This window comes from Pseudomonas sp. F8002 (assembly GCF_013385495.1).
Classification (GTDB): domain Bacteria; phylum Pseudomonadota; class Gammaproteobacteria; order Pseudomonadales; family Pseudomonadaceae; genus Aquipseudomonas.
This window is the reverse complement of the sequence record NZ_JACAPW010000019.1, coordinates 1-14954: the sequence shown is the minus strand read 5'-3', so window position 1 is coordinate 14954 and position 14954 is coordinate 1. Positions and strand designations below refer to the sequence as shown.

The window sequence follows — 14954 nt, the reverse complement described above, 5'->3', positions numbered from 1 at the left end:
AAATGGGCTTGCCCGCTGTTACTCCGTCAAAAACAAAAATATGGAGAACACCATGTCCACTCAACCCATCAAAATCGACGACCTGCCCATCGGTCGCTTCCACCTTAAAATCGCCGGCCTGACCTTCGGCGCCCACTTCACCGACGGCTATATCCTCGGCCTGATCGGCATCGCCTTCACCTTGCTCAGCCCACAGATGCAACTGGACGCCTTCTGGCAAGGCCTGATCGGCGCCTCGGCCCTGATCGGCCTGTTTATGGGCAGCCTGTTCTTTGGCTGGATCTCCGACACCCTCGGCCGGCAGAAAATCTTCCTGGTCAGCTTCGTCCTGATCACCGTTGCCTCGGTGATGCAGTTCTATGCCGAAACCGCCATGGGCCTGTTCCTCTGCCGGGTGTTGATCGGTATCGGCCTGGGCGGCGACTTCAGCGTCGGCCACGCGATGCTTGCCGAGTTCTCGCCCAGGAAACATCGCGGGGTACTGCTGGGCTCCTTCAGCGTGGTGTGGACGGTTGGTTACGTGGCCGCGACTTTCGTCGGCACCGCCATGCTCAGCCTCGGCGAGGATGCCTGGCGCTGGATGCTCGCATCGTCGGCAATTCCTGCCGGGCTGATCCTGATCGCGCGCATCGGCACGCCCGAATCGCCGCGCTGGCTGATCAACCAGGGCCGGATTGCCGAGGCCCGAGCCATCGTCAAGAAACACCTAGGCGAACACGTGGTACTCGATGAAGAGCCGTCGAGGCAAACCCGTTCCGGCTATGGCGTGCTGTTCAGCCGTGAATACCGCAAGCGCACCGCGTTCAACTGCCTGTTCTTCGTGTGCATCGTGATGCCGTACTTCGCCATCTACACCTTCCTGCCGTCGATCCTGCAGAAGATGGGCCTGGCCGAAGGTTTTGGCACCGAGCTGATGCTCAACCTGCTGCTGATCATCGGCGCCTTGATCGGCATCTGGTGCACCGTGAAATTCTCCCGGCGGGGCTTTCTGATCAACTCGTTCATCATCCTGGCGGCGGCGCTGTTCCTGCTGGCGGTATTGCCGGGCAGCATGGCGTGGTTGATGGTGCTGACGTTCGGCGTCTTCACCCTGGTGCTGTCGGCGGTGAGCAACCTGGTGGGCGTATTCCCGGCGGAGAGCTTCCCGACCGAAGTGCGGGCCAGCGGCATCGGCCTTGCCACAGCCGTCAGCCGCCTGGGTTCGGCGGTGAGTACCTTCCTGTTGCCGGTGAGCGTAGCGGGGATCGGCCTGAGCCCGACCATGGGCATCCTCGCCGCTATCCTGGTGCTGGGCGCGATCATCTCCTGGGCCTGGGCGCCGGAAACCAAGGCGCTGACCTTGAGCCAGGCGTGCAAGGCCGAGCCTGCGGTGTCAGGGATTGCTCACCCGGTTCAACCACTGCGTAAACAACCGAACCTTGGATAAACCCTGCTTGTCACTTGCCACATCCAGCCAATAGCCATACGGGCCGATCACCTCCACCGGGGTGATCGGCACCAGGCTGCCATTCGCCAGTTCGCGCTCGATCATCTGCCGGTCGATCACCGCTAGCCCACCGCCGGCCAGGGCGGTGTGGATCACCTGGTCCAGGGTGCTGAATTCCAGGCCCTGGCCTGCATCGATATCTTCCCGGCCCATGGCCGCCAGCCAGTTCTCCCAGACCTGCAAACGCTTGCCGTCGTGCAGGATGTGCAGCAGCGGAAAGCGCCGCAGGTCGGGCGGCTGACCGTCGCTGAACAGTTCCGGGCTGGCGACGGCGATGTGGCGTTCCATCACCAACAGTTCACTGCTGCACTGCGTGGCCGCTTCCAGGCCGAAGCGGACCTGGCAGTCGATTTCCGCCAGGCTCGCATGGGTGTTCTGGTGGGTGACGCTGAGGTTGATGTCCGGGTAACGCTCGCAAAACCTGCGCAGGTGGGCGGACAGCCAGCGGGTGGCCCAGGTGGGCGGGGCGACGATGCGCAGGCGCTGGCGCAGGTTGGGCACGCGCACGGCGTGCAGGGCGCGCTCGATATGGTCGAAGGCGTCGCTCAGGTGCGGGGAGAGGGCGAAGCCGGCTTCGGTCAGGGACAGGCCCTGGGGCGTGCGGATGAAGAGGGCGACGCCGAGGTAGTCTTCCAGTTGTTTGATCTGGCGGCTGACGGCGCCCTGGGTGACGTTGAGGCCCACGGCGGCCTGGCTGAAGCTGCGGTGGCGGGCGACTTCTTCGAAGACCCGGAGCATGTTGAGGGAGGGCAGTTGGCGCATGAAATGGATTCCACACCTGTTGTTTTTATGGTGTCAGTACTGACGCTATCGCAGGCAAGCCAGCTCCCACATTTTGACCGCGGCGCCGATCAAATGTGGGAGCTGGCTTGCCTGCGATGAGGCCAGTCAAAGCACTACAAATCTTAAGTCAGAAGTAGTAGCCAATGTTCATATACAACTGATTCTCCCACTGGTTACTCCCCCCAGCTCCCAAGCTCTCGGTATAGCTGCTCCCACCAATATACGGATCGTTCTTGCCGATCAACCACTCCGTGGCCACCCACAGTTTACTCACCGAAAACGACGTCCCCAGGATCACCCGCTGCGAGGTCTTGAACTGATCCTCGGACTTGTCAAACGCGCTGTAGTTGGCATACAGCTTCACACCGCTGACCTGGTCAAACAGGTACTTGCCACCCACGTCGTAGCTCAAATCCGCCACATACAGATTGCCGCGGCTGGCCACGTTGAACGTGCCGTCATACCCGCCCAGGGTCACCACGCTGTCGGTGCCCGGGTTGCGCGGCGACATCTGCTGGCGTGCCGCCTGCAATTGCACGCCCCACGGGCCGTTCTTGCCCAGGTAGTGGATCGCCACCGCATTGCGTCGGCCATCGTCGTTGGTGTCCTTGTTCTCCAGGGTGGAGGTCAGGCCGGACAGCCCGACTTCCGATTTCCACCCGCCCAGGTCCATGGCCTTGGCCACCCGCACCACCACGGTATTGCGTTCCTGGTTGTTGCTGCCGTCGCCCACGTAGCTGTCGGCCTCGGAGATCACGCTGGAGTAGGTCACGCCCTTGCTCGTGCCTTTGCCTTGCCACGCCGGGCGCAGGTAGTAACCGGCCTGGATGTTCCAGTCGCCGCTTTGCTGGATGTACTTGGCGCCGACCTGCTGCACATCTTCCAGGCCGATCACGTTGCCCAGGGTTTCGTAGAAGGTGCTGCCGAAGTATGGCTGCAAGCCAAACGGCACGGTGTTAAGGCCCACTTGCACCTGCTGGTCGGGGTTGAACTTGTAGCCCACCCAGGCGAACTTGGCGAACTGGATATCGCCGTAGTTCTTGGTGTACTGGTACGGGTAGGAGCGCCCGTAGAAACGGTACTGCGCCTCGCCGATCCAGGTGTCGGAGTTGTACTTGGCGCTGAGGTACGCGGTGTCGAGGCCGAACTTCTGGATGTCGCGATCCGGGTCGTAGTCCCAACGGGCGCGCACGGCGCCGCCGAGGTCGAGGTTGTCGGTGACTTGAATGGCCATGGCCGGTGCCGCAAGGGCGCCAAGCACAGGGACCAGAGCGATGTAACGGAAGGTTGGTCGCATGGTTTTACTCTCGTTATTAGTTATTTTTTGGCAACAGCAGCCCCTTGCCGCAACGAACGCTGCGACGCGGGGTAAAGGGTTGACTCAGTGCGCTTGCGGGCGAATCAGCCGCAACGGCGGGCCGGCGGCGGGCAGCTCCGAGGCGCCGGGGGCGGCGGCCAGCAAGGTCTGGGTGTAGGTGTTCCGGGGGCGCAGCAGCACTTGCTCGGCAGTGCCGTACTCGACGACTTCGCCCTGGCGCATCACCGCGATGTAGTCGCTGATCTGCGCCGCCACCCGCAGGTCGTGGGTGATGAACAGGATGCTCAGGTTCAGGCGCTGCTGCAGTTCGGCCAGCAGTTCCAGCACCTGTTTCTGCACCGAGACATCCAGGGCCGACACGCTCTCATCGGCGATCAACACTTCCGGGCGCATCGCCAGGGCGCGGGCGATGCCGATGCGCTGGCGCTGGCCGCCGGAGAACTGCCGGGGCTTGCGCTTGAGGGCGTCGCGCTTGAGGCCCACCTGTTCCAGCAAATCACCGGCTTCAGCCCACGCATCCTTGGCCGACAACCCGCGCAATTGCGCGGCGCGGGCGATGATGTCGCCCACCCGGTGCCGAGGATTGAGCGAGCCATACGGGTCCTGGAAAATCATCTGGATGCGCCGACGATTCGCCGCCAGCGCCGAGCCGCGCAGGGCCAGGAAGTCGGTGTCACCGACCCATACGTGGCCGCTGTCGCTGTCCACCAGGCGGATCGCGGCTTTCACCAACGTGCTTTTGCCCGAGCCGGATTCGCCGACAATCGCCAGGGTCTTGCCCCGTGGCAGTTGCAGCGAGACATTGCGCAAGGCCGCCACCGAGCTGCCGCCGACGGTGTAGGTCTTGGTCAGGTGCTCGATGCGCAATGCCAGCTCGCCGTCGGCACTCGGCTTGTGTAGCTCCGGGTGCAGCGCCGGCACGGCCGCAATCAGCTTGCGGGTGTAGGCGTGGGCCGGGGCATTCAGCACCTGGTCGCGCTCGCCGATTTCCACCAGCCGGCCGCCTTCCATCACCGCGATACGGTCGGCAATCTGCGCCACCACGCCGAAGTCATGGGTGATAAACAGAATGCCGTGTTGCCCGCGACCGCGCAGCTCGCGCACCAGCTTCAGCACTTGCGCCTGGGTGGTCACGTCCAGCGCCGTGGTGGGTTCGTCGGCGATCAGCAAATCCGGATTCATTGCCAAGGCCATGGCAATCACCACCCGCTGGCATTGGCCACCGGATAACTGGTGGGGAAAGCTGTTGGCGATGCGTGGCGGGTCCGGCAGTTGCGTCGACTCCAGCAGCGCCAGCATGCGCTCGCGGCGTTCAGCGCCAGGCATCTGCGGTGCGTGAATATCGAAGATCTCTTCCACTTGCTTGCCGATGCGAATCGCCGGGTTCAGCGCCGCCATGGGCTCCTGGAAAATCATCGCGATACGGTTGCCCCGCAGCTGGCGCAAACGCTCCTCGTCGAGGGTGCAAATGTCATCGCCGAGGAAGTCGATCACGCCTTCGGTATGCCGCAAACCCTTGGCGTAGTCGCCCATGATCGCCGCCGACAGCACGGACTTGCCGGAGCCGGACTCGCCGATCACGCAGAGGATTTCGCCCTTGCGCACTTCCAGGCTGATGCCTTGCACCGCGTGGCTGCGGTCGGCGCCGGCGGGCAATTCGATGGACAGGTTCTGCACCCGCAGTACTTGCGTGTGGTTCATGCTCAACTCCTTGCGCCTTTCTGGGCGTGTTCATCCAGGCCGTCCGCCAACAGGCTCAGGCCCAGCATCAGGGTGGAGATGGCGATGCACGGGAAGATCACCAGGTGCGGGAAGGCGATGGCCATGGCGCGGCCGTCATTGATCATGCCGCCCCAGTCCGGTGTGGGCGGCGGCAGCCCGAGGCCCAGGAAGCCGAGGGCGCCGATCATGATCGCGGTGTAGCCGATGCGCAGGCAAAAATCGACAATCAGCGGCCCGCCGCAGTTGGGCAGGATTTCCACCAGCATGATCCGCAGCGAGCCCTCGCCCTGGGTGATGGCGCTGAGCACGTAGTCTCGCGAGCGAATATCGATGGTCAGGGCGCGCATGATCCGGAAGATCGCCGGCGCGCTGGTGAAGGTCACCGCAATCAGGATATTCAGCGCCGAAGCACCGAGGGCGATGATGATCACGATGTACAACACCAGCACCGGGAACGACAGCACCGTGTCGGCCACATACGACAGCACGCTGTCGACCCAGCCGTTGAAGTAGCCGGCGCACAGGCCCATGGCGATGCCCACGGCAAACGCGGTGAGCGTGGCGAGGATCGACCAGAACAGCACGGTGCGGGTGCCCCAGATCAGCCGCGAGAGAATGTCGCGGCCAATCATGTCGGTGCCCAGCAGGAAGCTCTGGCCGTTGTCGCCGACGGTCATCGGCGTGAGCAAGGGCGTGAAGCTTTCCAGCGGATCATGGGGCGCGATCCACGGTGCGAACAGCGCGATCACCACCCAGCCGCCCACCAGCAGCAGGCCGAGCAATGCCAAGGGATGTTTGAACGAGTGCAGCAGGTTCATTGGGCACCTCCGCCGAGGCTGCGCAGGGTGATGCGCGGGTTGAGCCAGGTGTAGGCCAGGTCCGAGAAGATCTTGGTGATGCCCACCACCACGGCACTGACCATCGCGCAGGCTTCGATCAGGTACACGTCATGGTTCAGCGAGGCGGTGTACAGCAGCGAGCCGAAGCCCTTGTAGGCGAAGAACACCTCCACCACGATCACGTTCGACAGCAGCCACGGGATGTACAGCATGATCACCGTGACCGGCGCGATCAGCACATTGCGCAGGGCATGCCGCAGCACAATGCGTGAGGTCGACGCCCCCTTGAGCCGCGCCGTGCGGATGTACGGCGCCTGCATCACTTCCACCATCGAGGCCCGGGTGATGCGCGCCAGGTAACCGATGCCGAACAGGCACAGCACCATCAGTGGCAGCACCAATTGCACGACGCTGAAGCCTTCGCTCATGCTGCTCACACCGGGCAGCCAGTTAAGCCAGAACACAAAGATCGCGGAGACGAAAACCGCGCTGGCGAAGTCGGGAATCGAGGTGGTGACGATGGACAGGAACGACACCAGGCGGTCCAGCGCCGAGCCCTGGCGAATCCCGGCCAGAACGCCGAGGGTCAACGCCACCGGCACCATCACCAGCAAGGCCAGGCCGGCCAGGGTCAGGGTTTGCGCAAGGTTCGGCAGCAGCAGCTTGATCACTGATTCGCGAAAGTACACCGAGGTGCCCCAGTCGCCGCTGACAAAGTCCTTGAGCCACACCAGGTAGCGCCACACAAAGGGTTGGTTATAGCCATGTTCCACCAGCCACGCGGCGCGCTGGTCGGCGGCGGAGTAGGGGCCGAGGACGTTGATCGCCACGTCTTCGATATTCAGTTCCAGGGCCAGGAACACGATCAATGACACCGACAGCAGGGTCGCCACCAGCGCCAATAACTTGCGCATCAGAAAATGAGCCATGGGTGCATGCTCCGACTGTTCAAGGGATGCCTGCCCGTGTGCGGGCAGGGAGGAGGGCGTGCGCTAAATCAAGCGCTCATCCACACACTGTCCATCGGGTAGAAGTCGGAAGGGTGCACCTGGAAGCCCTGGACCTTTTTGCTCACGGCGGTGAACTTGTCGCCCCAGAACGGCTGCACGATCACGCAGGCGTCCTGCAGGATGCGTTCGACATCTTCCATCGCCACGGCGCGCTGTTTCGGGTCGATGATGCCCATGGCCTTGTCCAGCGCGGCATCAAACGCCGGGTCGCTGTAATGGCTTTCGTTCCAGGCACCACCGCCACGGTAGGCCAGTTCCAGGGACATTACGCCCAGCGGGCGGTGGGCCCAGTAGGTCAGGCTGAAGGCGGCCTTGTCCCAGATCGGCCAGTACTGTGCAGCGGGGATCACCTTGAGGTTGATGCGGATCCCGGCTTCCAGGCAGTTCTGTTGCAGGATCTGCGCGCAGTCCTGTTCATAGCGGCCCTGGGTGTTGCCGACGATCAGGTCAATGTCGATGCCGTTGGGGAAGCCGGCTTCGGCCAGCAGCTTCTTGGCCGCCGCCACGTCGCGGTTGCGCTTGGGCAGCGGGAAATATTCGGGGTGGGAAGGCGCCACATGATGGTCTTCGCCAAGGGTGCCCATGCCGCGATAGGCGATCTTCAGCATCTGCGCGTTATCGGCGCACAGCACCACCGCCTTGCGGATGCGCAGGTCGGTGAACGGTTTCTGGTCGCAGGCCATGCGCATCACCACGGTTTGCGCCGACTTGCAGGTCAGCAACTGGGCCCCGGGCAAGCGCTTGGCCAGGTCCAGTTCAGCCACCGTCACGCGGTACAGCACGTCGACTTGCCCGGCTTGCAGGGCGGCGAGGTGGGTGGACACGTCGGTGCCCATGTCGATGTAGCGCAACTCGTCAAGGTTGGCTGGTTTGCCCCAGTAATCGGCGCGCTTGGCGAAGGTCGCCTGCTTGTTCACGGCGAATGAAACCAGCTTGAACGGCCCGGTGCCCAGCGGGTTTTTCGCCCAGTCGTCACCGGCCTTGAAGCTGCGGTGCACGATGGCGCAGGTGAAGGCGTTGAGCATCTCCGGGATCGCCAGGATCGGCCGCTTGAGCACCAGGCGGAACTGGAACTCGCTGACTTTTTCGAAGGCCTTGATGTCCTGGAACGCGGTGCGGTTCACCGACTTGGAATCGGCGGCGATCCAGCGTTCGATATTGTGCTGCACGTCGTCGACGTTGAAGGTGTCGCCGTTGCTCCACTTCACGTTCTGGCGCAGGTTGAAGGTCCACGTGGCGAGGTCTTCCGACGGGCTCCAGCTCTCGGCGAGGTAAGGGTGGGTGATGTTGTCGGCGTCGACCCAGGTCAGGTATTCCACCGAGTTGCGCAGCAGGTTCGAGGCTTCGATCCAGGTGATCAGCATCGGGTCCTGGATTTCCTGGATCGCGCAGGCAAACCGCAGGCTGCCGCCCTGGCGTGGCTCGGCGGCCTGGGCGTCATTGCCCAGCAGTGCGGAACCGAGAAAGGTGCTGGCACTGGCGACGGTGATGCCCAGCAGCGCGGCCGTGCGCAGGAATTGGCGACGGTTGATTTCGCCGCTTTGCACTTGGGCACACAGATCATTTACGGCTGGATGCGGCGCGGCGCCGTCCAGGGTAGTCAACTCTTTCATAAGCCTCTCCGGTACTTGCGAATATGCGTTTTTTTGTTGAACCGCAAGGGTCAATGGCAAGCGCCGCGAAGGCGTGACCGTGACCGCTGTGAAGCCGGCAGAAGAACAAGGCGCAACGAAGTCGGGAGGGTGGCAATGGGACAGGACATAGGGCAGCTCTCATGTTGTTTTTATTAGAGATGCCCGCAGTTTTGTCATTTGCGCAAAGATCGACAAACGACAAATTCTGCGTTGGAACGTTCTATAAACGCATGTTACATGTCGCTCCCCACCGACCGATCGTTCCCACGCTCTGCGTGGGAATGCCGCCCCGGACGTTCCGCGTCCCCTCTGCGAAACGGTGACGCAGAGCGTCACGGGATGCATTCCCACGCAGAGCGTGGGAACGATCAGTACCTCAACAAGCGCGGGTCGAACGGGTAGTCGGAGAGCAACTCGATGCCGTGTTCGTGGATGTAGATCTGCTCTTCGAGCTTGACCCCTTCGCCGCCGTCGTCGTGGCCGATATAGCTTTCCACGCAGATGGTCATGCCGGCTTCGAACACGCCGTCGTAGCCCAGGGCATCAATGTCTTCGCGATGCACCACGTAGGGGTATTCACCGGTCATGCCAACCCCGTGCACCAGGGCGAAGTAACGGTTGTTTTTGTAATGCTCGGGAATCTTCCAGGCCAGTTCCGCGTACTCCTTGAAACTGCGCCCGGCCTTGAGCATTTCCATGTTGGTCTGCACTTGCTCGTAGGCCAGTTTGTACAGCTCCTGCTGCTTGGCGGTGGCGGCTTGTTCACCGCACAGGAAGGTCCGCGAGAAGTCGGCGTAGTAGCCGAAACGCCCGACCACGTCAGTGTCCAGCGCTACCAGGTCGCCGGCTTCGATGGGCCGGGTGCTGCACTCCTGGAACCACGGGTTGGTGCGTGGGCCGGAGGACAGCAGGCGGGTCTCGACGTAATCACCGTCGGTGGCGATCACGTGCTGGTGCAGGTGCGACCACAGCTCGTTCTCGCTGATGCCGGGGGTGAGTTTGCTTTCCATCAGGCGCACCCCGGCTTCAGTGGCACGCAGGCTGGCGCGGATCATCTTGAGTTCGTTCGGCACCTTGATGCAGCGCGCACGTTCCAGCGGTTCCTGGGCATCAAATATCTGATAGCCGAGCTTTTGCAGTTCGAAGGCCGCAGCGGAGGTGGCGCTTTCAATGGCGATGCGTTTGCCGCCGCCGCATTTGCGCACCAGCTCATCGATTTCCGCGGCCCAGTCGGCGGTGACATTGCCCAGGAAACTTTCGCAGAAGTAATAGGAGATGGCTTTGGCCGGGCGCACTTCATCGACGGTGTTGAGGGTTTCGGCCAGGTGCAGGCAGCCGCCGAACTCGAACACCACCACCGGGCCTTCTGCCGGGATAAACGCATAGCGGGCCGGGTTGCGCGCCGAGTACACCTGCATGTTGCGTGAGCCGGTGGCGTAGCGCATGTGGGTAGGGTCGAACAGTACGCAGGCGGCGTAGTCGCGTTTTTTCAGCTCGTTGCGTACCCGTTGCAGACGGTCCAGCTGGATCTGCTGGATCTCGTCATGGGTAGGTTCGCAGTCAGCGGGGTTGCGGTTGGGGCCGGACAGACTCATGGGGTGTTCCTCGCAGGGCAAATACGGTTTCAAGGTTTTTTAGGTATGAATCAGTCGAGCAACTGGTCGCTGCGGACCAGGTTGCGTTCGGCTTGCAGATGGGCTTCGGACAGGCGTCCGTAAAGCTGCTTGGTGCGCTGGGCACGGCCAATGATTCCGGGCTTTTCGGAGTAGGCGAAGATCGCCGTGTTGCGCTCGGTGGCGCCTTCCACGCGGGTCACCCGGTGCACCGAAAAACGCCCTTTGAATATCTGCAAATCGCCGGGATTCAGCTCCAGTTCCTGCACCCGCGAACGGTCTTCGCCACGCACCACCTTGCCGACGGCGCCGAGGTTCTCCTGGGTGCGCGAGCGAATCATCGGCGCGTACTCGAACAGGCCGCCGGCCTCGGGCTTCTGGGTCATCATGCTGACGATGAATTCGTTGGTATCGAAGTGCCAGGGCTGCTCGGTGCCGTCCGGCATCACGTTGATCACCAGCCCGGCGAACGGGTCGGCGTACTCGAAGATTTCCGGCTCATTCAGGCAGGCACCGATAAAGCATTTCATCATCGGCGACACGTACAGCCGGTGGATGATCGCGTCCGGGGCGATCATGTCGCGGGTCACAAAGCCGCTGGTGCGCTCCATGAACGTGCGGCGCGGGTCATCGTGGGGCAGGGAGGTGTCGTCCTCGGTGAAGTAGGCGTTGACCTTGCGCACCGAATAAAACGTCTTGCCCGACAGCGCCAAACCTTCCAGGCGCGCCTGCTCAAGCGCTGCGGGGCGCAGGAAGTTCTTCAGCAGGCAGCAGCCGTCTTCGGCCAGTTCGGCCCGGGCGTGTTCGATCAGGGCCTGTAATTGAACATGGCCCGAATCATGTATGGGATACAGCTCGGTATTAATAATGTCGCTGATATCGCCCACTTCAGCGTCAGCAAGTTGAAGGCTCATGCAAGACTCCCGGAACTATCAGTTGGTGTTTTTTGGCTGACCCGATAGTTGCTGAACGAGGTGCAAAGTGGAAATTACAAGTTGTGATCGAATCCATCGGCGAGGGCGATAGTTATGTCGGGCGAACTGGATGGCACCCTGCTTAAAGTGTTTGTGGCAATTATCGAGTGCCAGGGGTTTTCGGCGGCCGCCGAGCGCCTGCACAAGACCCAATCCACCGTCAGCCAGAGCCTGCAACGCCTGGAAGACATCGTCGGCACGCCACTGATCCGCCGTACCAGCCGCTCGGTGGGCCTGACCCCCGGTGGCGAAACCTTTTTGATCTACGCCCGGCAGATCCTCAAGCTGCACAGCGAGGCCGTCAGCGCCGCGCAATTGCCCAATCAACAGGTGTGTATCCACCTCGGCATGCCCGAGGACTACGCCGAGTATTGCCTGGGCGGGATGCTCAAGGACTTCCAGGCGCAGTTCGCCCAGGTACGGCCCGATGTGTGCTGCGAGATGTCGACGGCCCTGGTGGGGCGCCTGCAACGGGGCGAACTGGACCTGGTGCTGGGGGTGGAACACGCAGGTTTGCACAGCGGGGAATACCTGTGCGACGAGCCGTTGGTGTGGGTCGCGGCGCCCAGCTGGAGTTGCGTGGGGCGTCAGTCGGTGCCGTTGGCGGTGTACGCCGAGGGCTGCGCGTTCCGTGCGAACGCCGTGCAGGCGCTGGCCCAGTCCGGGCGCTCGTGGCAGGTGGTTTACACCAGCCAAAGCCCGCGCGGCATTGCGATTGCGATCGAGCAGGGCTTGTCGGTGGGCGTGATGGCGCGGCGCCTGGTGCCACCCGACTGGCAGATTCTGGACGAGCGCCAGGGCTTCCCGCCGATTGCCCCGGCGCGCCTGATGTTCTGGCGTTCAGCCGGTTGCCAGGTGCCGGAAGTGGATGCCCTGGTGGAGATTCTGCGTCGGCAAATGGGCCACTCAGGGCATCTGGGCGGCCAGCGCTTCGCGGGTGTGTCGCTGGGCCATGCGCTTGAGCAATAACAGGCTGGCCAACACCCAGGCCGCGATCCAGCCGTGCACCACCGCAAATTCGCCGGTGACTTGCAGCAGCCAGCCGCACAAGGCATTGCCGGTGGCACTCGCCAGGCCGTAGCTGACCATGCTCAGGCTCACCACTTGCAGGCTGTGCACCGGGCTGAGCCGGGCACCGACGTAGGCGGCCATCAAGCCCCAACACGGGAAATAGAACAGCGCGAACAGCCCGGCCGCCAGCCAGCTCAGTACCAGGCTCGGGTGCCCGAGCAAGCCGAGCATGCTCAGACCAAACGCGCCGATACTCAGGGCCATCACCCGTAACGCACCCCAACGGTCTGCCAGCGTGCCCAGCAGCAAGCCGCCGATCACACCGCCGATCCCGATCAGCGTCCACATCGAGCCGGTGACGGAAGCGCTGGCCTGTAGCTGCTCGCTGACGAACGCCGACAGGAAATTCAGAAACGGCCCGCTGATGGCGCCGATAAATGCGCTGAGCAAGACGATCTGCATTGCCACCGGTTGTGCCACGCACAACTTCAGCCATTGGCGCAGCACTTGGTTCAGCGCCGGCGCCATGGTCTCGCGTGGTGCCGGTTGCTTGATCGGGGCCAGTGCCCACAGGGTCAACAGCGTGACAACCAGCGTCAACCCGGCGCAGATCAGCCAGAACTGGCGCAACGACAACCCCTGCAACAGCGCGATCAACAGCCCGTTCAAGCACAGCGCAAAGGCTGAGCCCGAGGACGCCAGCCCCAGCACCCGGCTGCGATGTGTAGTCGGGATCACCTCTTGAGCGAGGGCCGAAATCGCGTTCCAGTTCGACACCGCGCACGCCGACACCAGTGCCAGGCACAGGGCAAACGGCAGCACCCACGGCGTGGCGACGGCCAGGGCCAGCAGGACGGGGCTGAGGACGATGGTCAGGCGCACCATATTGCGCGGGCTGATCCACGCCGCCGCCAGGCCGCTGGCAATCGAGGCGCCCATGTAGAACAGCTGCAACAGCGCGGCGATCAATGCGGCCTGGCTGTAACTGAGCTCAAAGGCCAGGCGAATCTGCGGCAACAGCGCCGAATACAGGAACACACTGAAACCGTGGGTGGTGGCGTTGCAGGCGGTAAACACCAGTGCCAGCAAGCCAATACTTCGCCGGGATGAAACGGGTGCGTTGGACATGGCGATGACTCGATAAGTTAATCGCGAAAGAGAGGGGCGAAGTTATAGGAAATACATCGGCAGACTAGCGTTTATAGTCTGGCGACGACCAATGCTTAATTGTCTTAGTGTGCATGCGTTATACGCAGGCTATTTATTCGTGAGCGACGGTCTGTAGCGATAAACGACACTTTCAGCGTTTGTGGCGATTAATTGTTTGTCAGGCTGGGGTGCTACCGCTGACCCAATACAAAAAGGTATGTTGTGCAGGTTATTTCCCCTGTGCTCCCGAGTGTCGTCCATGAAACGCAAAATGCCCGGTCTCAACGCCCTCAAAGCTTTCGAAGTCGCCGGCAGTACCGGCAGTTTTACCCGGGCCGCCGAGTTGTTGAACGTGACGCAGAGTGCGGTCAGCCGCCAGGTGCGCCAGCTTGAAGAACAGTTGGGCGAGGCCCTGCTGGAGCGTCGTCACCATCACCTGGAATTGACCAGTGCCGGGCGGGTGTTGCTGCGGGCGTTGCATCAGTCGTTCGACAAGATCGAGTTGACGGTGCGCAGTATCCAGCAGAAGTCCCATGCCAATCGGTTGCACATCAATGCGCCGCCGACGTTTACCAATCGTTGGTTGATGCCGCGGTTGGGGCGCTTGCGCGAGCAGCATCCGGAGTTGGAGCTGAGCATTACCACCCGGTTGCAGGACAGCCTGGCGGAGACCAGTACGCTGGATTGTGCGATTCGGTTTGGCGATGGGGAATGGGATGGGTTGGACAGCTCGTTGTTGATTCAGGAGCGGCATATCGCGGTGTGTGCGCCGTCGTTGTATGCCCGGGAGTGGAGTGACGGGATTGATCTGAATCGCATGACGTTGCTGCATGTGCTGGCGCGGGAGGATCAGCGGTATCTGACGTGGAAGCATTGGCTGGATGCGGCGCGGATCAGTGGGGTTGATATCGAGGGGGGGTATGAGTTTGACTTGCTGGATTTGGCGATTCGGGCGGCGATCGATGGGTTGGGGATTACCATTGCGGATTGGCATATGGTCGCTTCGGAGTTGGCCAGTGGGCAGTTGACGCAGGTGCTGAATGTGCATGTGGAGGGGCATCAGTCGTATTGGCTGGTGACCCGACCGGAGCAGACGGATACGCCGCAGTTGCAGGTGTTTGCGCAGTGGTTGCAGGAGGAGATTTGGTTGGCTCAGCGGCAGTTGGAGCCTTCTTTGGCGGCTGTTTGATTCGGTGTACATATCCGTTATTTAGGTAACGGCGACTTATGGTTCCGCTCTTACAGCGGGTCACTTTTGGCAAACGCCCGGAATGCCGGCCCAGCCAAAAGTAACCAAAAGGTCTTTGCCCCACCACTCGGTGCCTCGCCTAGGCTCGGCATGCCCGCACTCCTGCTTTTCTGTGGGAGCGGGCTTGCTCGCGAAAAACCTGAGAGCGCCGCGTTCATCCAGAATG

At 62.3% G+C, this 14954-nt stretch carries 12 protein-coding genes; 3 read left to right on the top strand and 9 right to left on the bottom strand.

Annotated features, from left to right (window positions below):
- Positions 1 to 52 precede the first annotated feature (52 nt).
- Positions 53 to 1426: an MFS transporter gene (locus tag HX811_RS16345; protein ID WP_177046549.1), complete on the top strand. Its 1374-nt coding sequence runs from the start codon at positions 53 to 55 to the stop codon at positions 1424 to 1426.
- On the opposite strand, the gene HX811_RS16340 is transcribed toward HX811_RS16345, so the two are convergent.
- The 8 genes from HX811_RS16340 to HX811_RS16305 all read right to left on the bottom strand — a co-directional run bounded on the left by HX811_RS16340 (position 1373) and on the right by HX811_RS16305 (position 11319).
- The gene (locus HX811_RS16340) at positions 1373 to 2248 is read right to left on the bottom strand and encodes a LysR substrate-binding domain-containing protein (RefSeq protein ID WP_177046548.1); all 876 of its coding nucleotides are present in this window, start codon (positions 2246 to 2248) and stop codon (positions 1373 to 1375) included. The two genes, HX811_RS16345 and HX811_RS16340, sit on opposite strands and share 54 nt — an antisense overlap.
- Positions 2249 to 2396: 148 nt before the next feature.
- Positions 2397 to 3566 (bottom strand): hypothetical protein, encoded by a 1170-nt coding sequence (locus HX811_RS16335; RefSeq protein WP_003218578.1) that lies wholly within the window; start codon positions 3564 to 3566, stop codon positions 2397 to 2399.
- Between the two features lie 84 nt (positions 3567 to 3650).
- Positions 3651 to 5288 (bottom strand): ABC transporter ATP-binding protein, encoded by a 1638-nt coding sequence (locus HX811_RS16330; protein ID WP_177021273.1) that lies wholly within the window; start codon positions 5286 to 5288, stop codon positions 3651 to 3653.
- 2 nt (positions 5289 to 5290) lie between these two features.
- Positions 5291 to 6127, bottom strand: coding sequence for an ABC transporter permease (locus HX811_RS16325; protein ID WP_003218574.1), 837 nt, complete (start codon positions 6125 to 6127; stop codon positions 5291 to 5293).
- Complete coding sequence (locus HX811_RS16320; RefSeq protein ID WP_102369228.1) at positions 6124 to 7077, bottom strand: ABC transporter permease; 954 nt, start codon at positions 7075 to 7077, stop codon at positions 6124 to 6126. The genes HX811_RS16325 and HX811_RS16320 overlap by 4 nt, the downstream gene beginning before the upstream one ends.
- Before the next feature lie 68 nt (positions 7078 to 7145).
- Positions 7146 to 8771 carry an ABC transporter substrate-binding protein gene (locus HX811_RS16315; protein WP_087693500.1) on the bottom strand — a complete coding sequence of 542 codons (1626 nt, stop codon included), beginning with the start codon at positions 8769 to 8771 and terminating at the stop codon, positions 7146 to 7148.
- Positions 8772 to 9160: 389 nt separating this feature from the next.
- Positions 9161 to 10387 (bottom strand): Xaa-Pro peptidase family protein, encoded by a 1227-nt coding sequence (locus tag HX811_RS16310; RefSeq protein WP_003218567.1) that lies wholly within the window; start codon positions 10385 to 10387, stop codon positions 9161 to 9163.
- A gap of 50 nt (positions 10388 to 10437) precedes the next feature.
- Positions 10438 to 11319 carry a hypothetical protein gene (locus HX811_RS16305; protein WP_177046547.1) on the bottom strand — a complete coding sequence of 294 codons (882 nt, stop codon included), beginning with the start codon at positions 11317 to 11319 and terminating at the stop codon, positions 10438 to 10440.
- A gap of 114 nt (positions 11320 to 11433) precedes the next feature.
- On the opposite strand from HX811_RS16305, the gene HX811_RS16300 reads away from it, so the two are divergent.
- Entirely contained in the window at positions 11434 to 12348 is a 915-nt protein-coding gene (locus HX811_RS16300; protein WP_177046546.1) for a LysR family transcriptional regulator, read from the top strand.
- Here the strand turns inward: HX811_RS16300 and HX811_RS16295 are convergent.
- Positions 12286 to 13518 (bottom strand): MFS transporter, encoded by a 1233-nt coding sequence (locus tag HX811_RS16295; protein WP_177046545.1) that lies wholly within the window; start codon positions 13516 to 13518, stop codon positions 12286 to 12288. The genes HX811_RS16300 and HX811_RS16295 overlap by 63 nt on opposite strands.
- Before the next feature lie 280 nt (positions 13519 to 13798).
- On the opposite strand from HX811_RS16295, the gene HX811_RS16290 reads away from it, so the two are divergent.
- Positions 13799 to 14728, top strand: coding sequence for a LysR substrate-binding domain-containing protein (locus HX811_RS16290; RefSeq protein ID WP_032899060.1), 930 nt, complete (start codon positions 13799 to 13801; stop codon positions 14726 to 14728).
- Positions 14729 to 14954 lie beyond the last annotated feature (226 nt).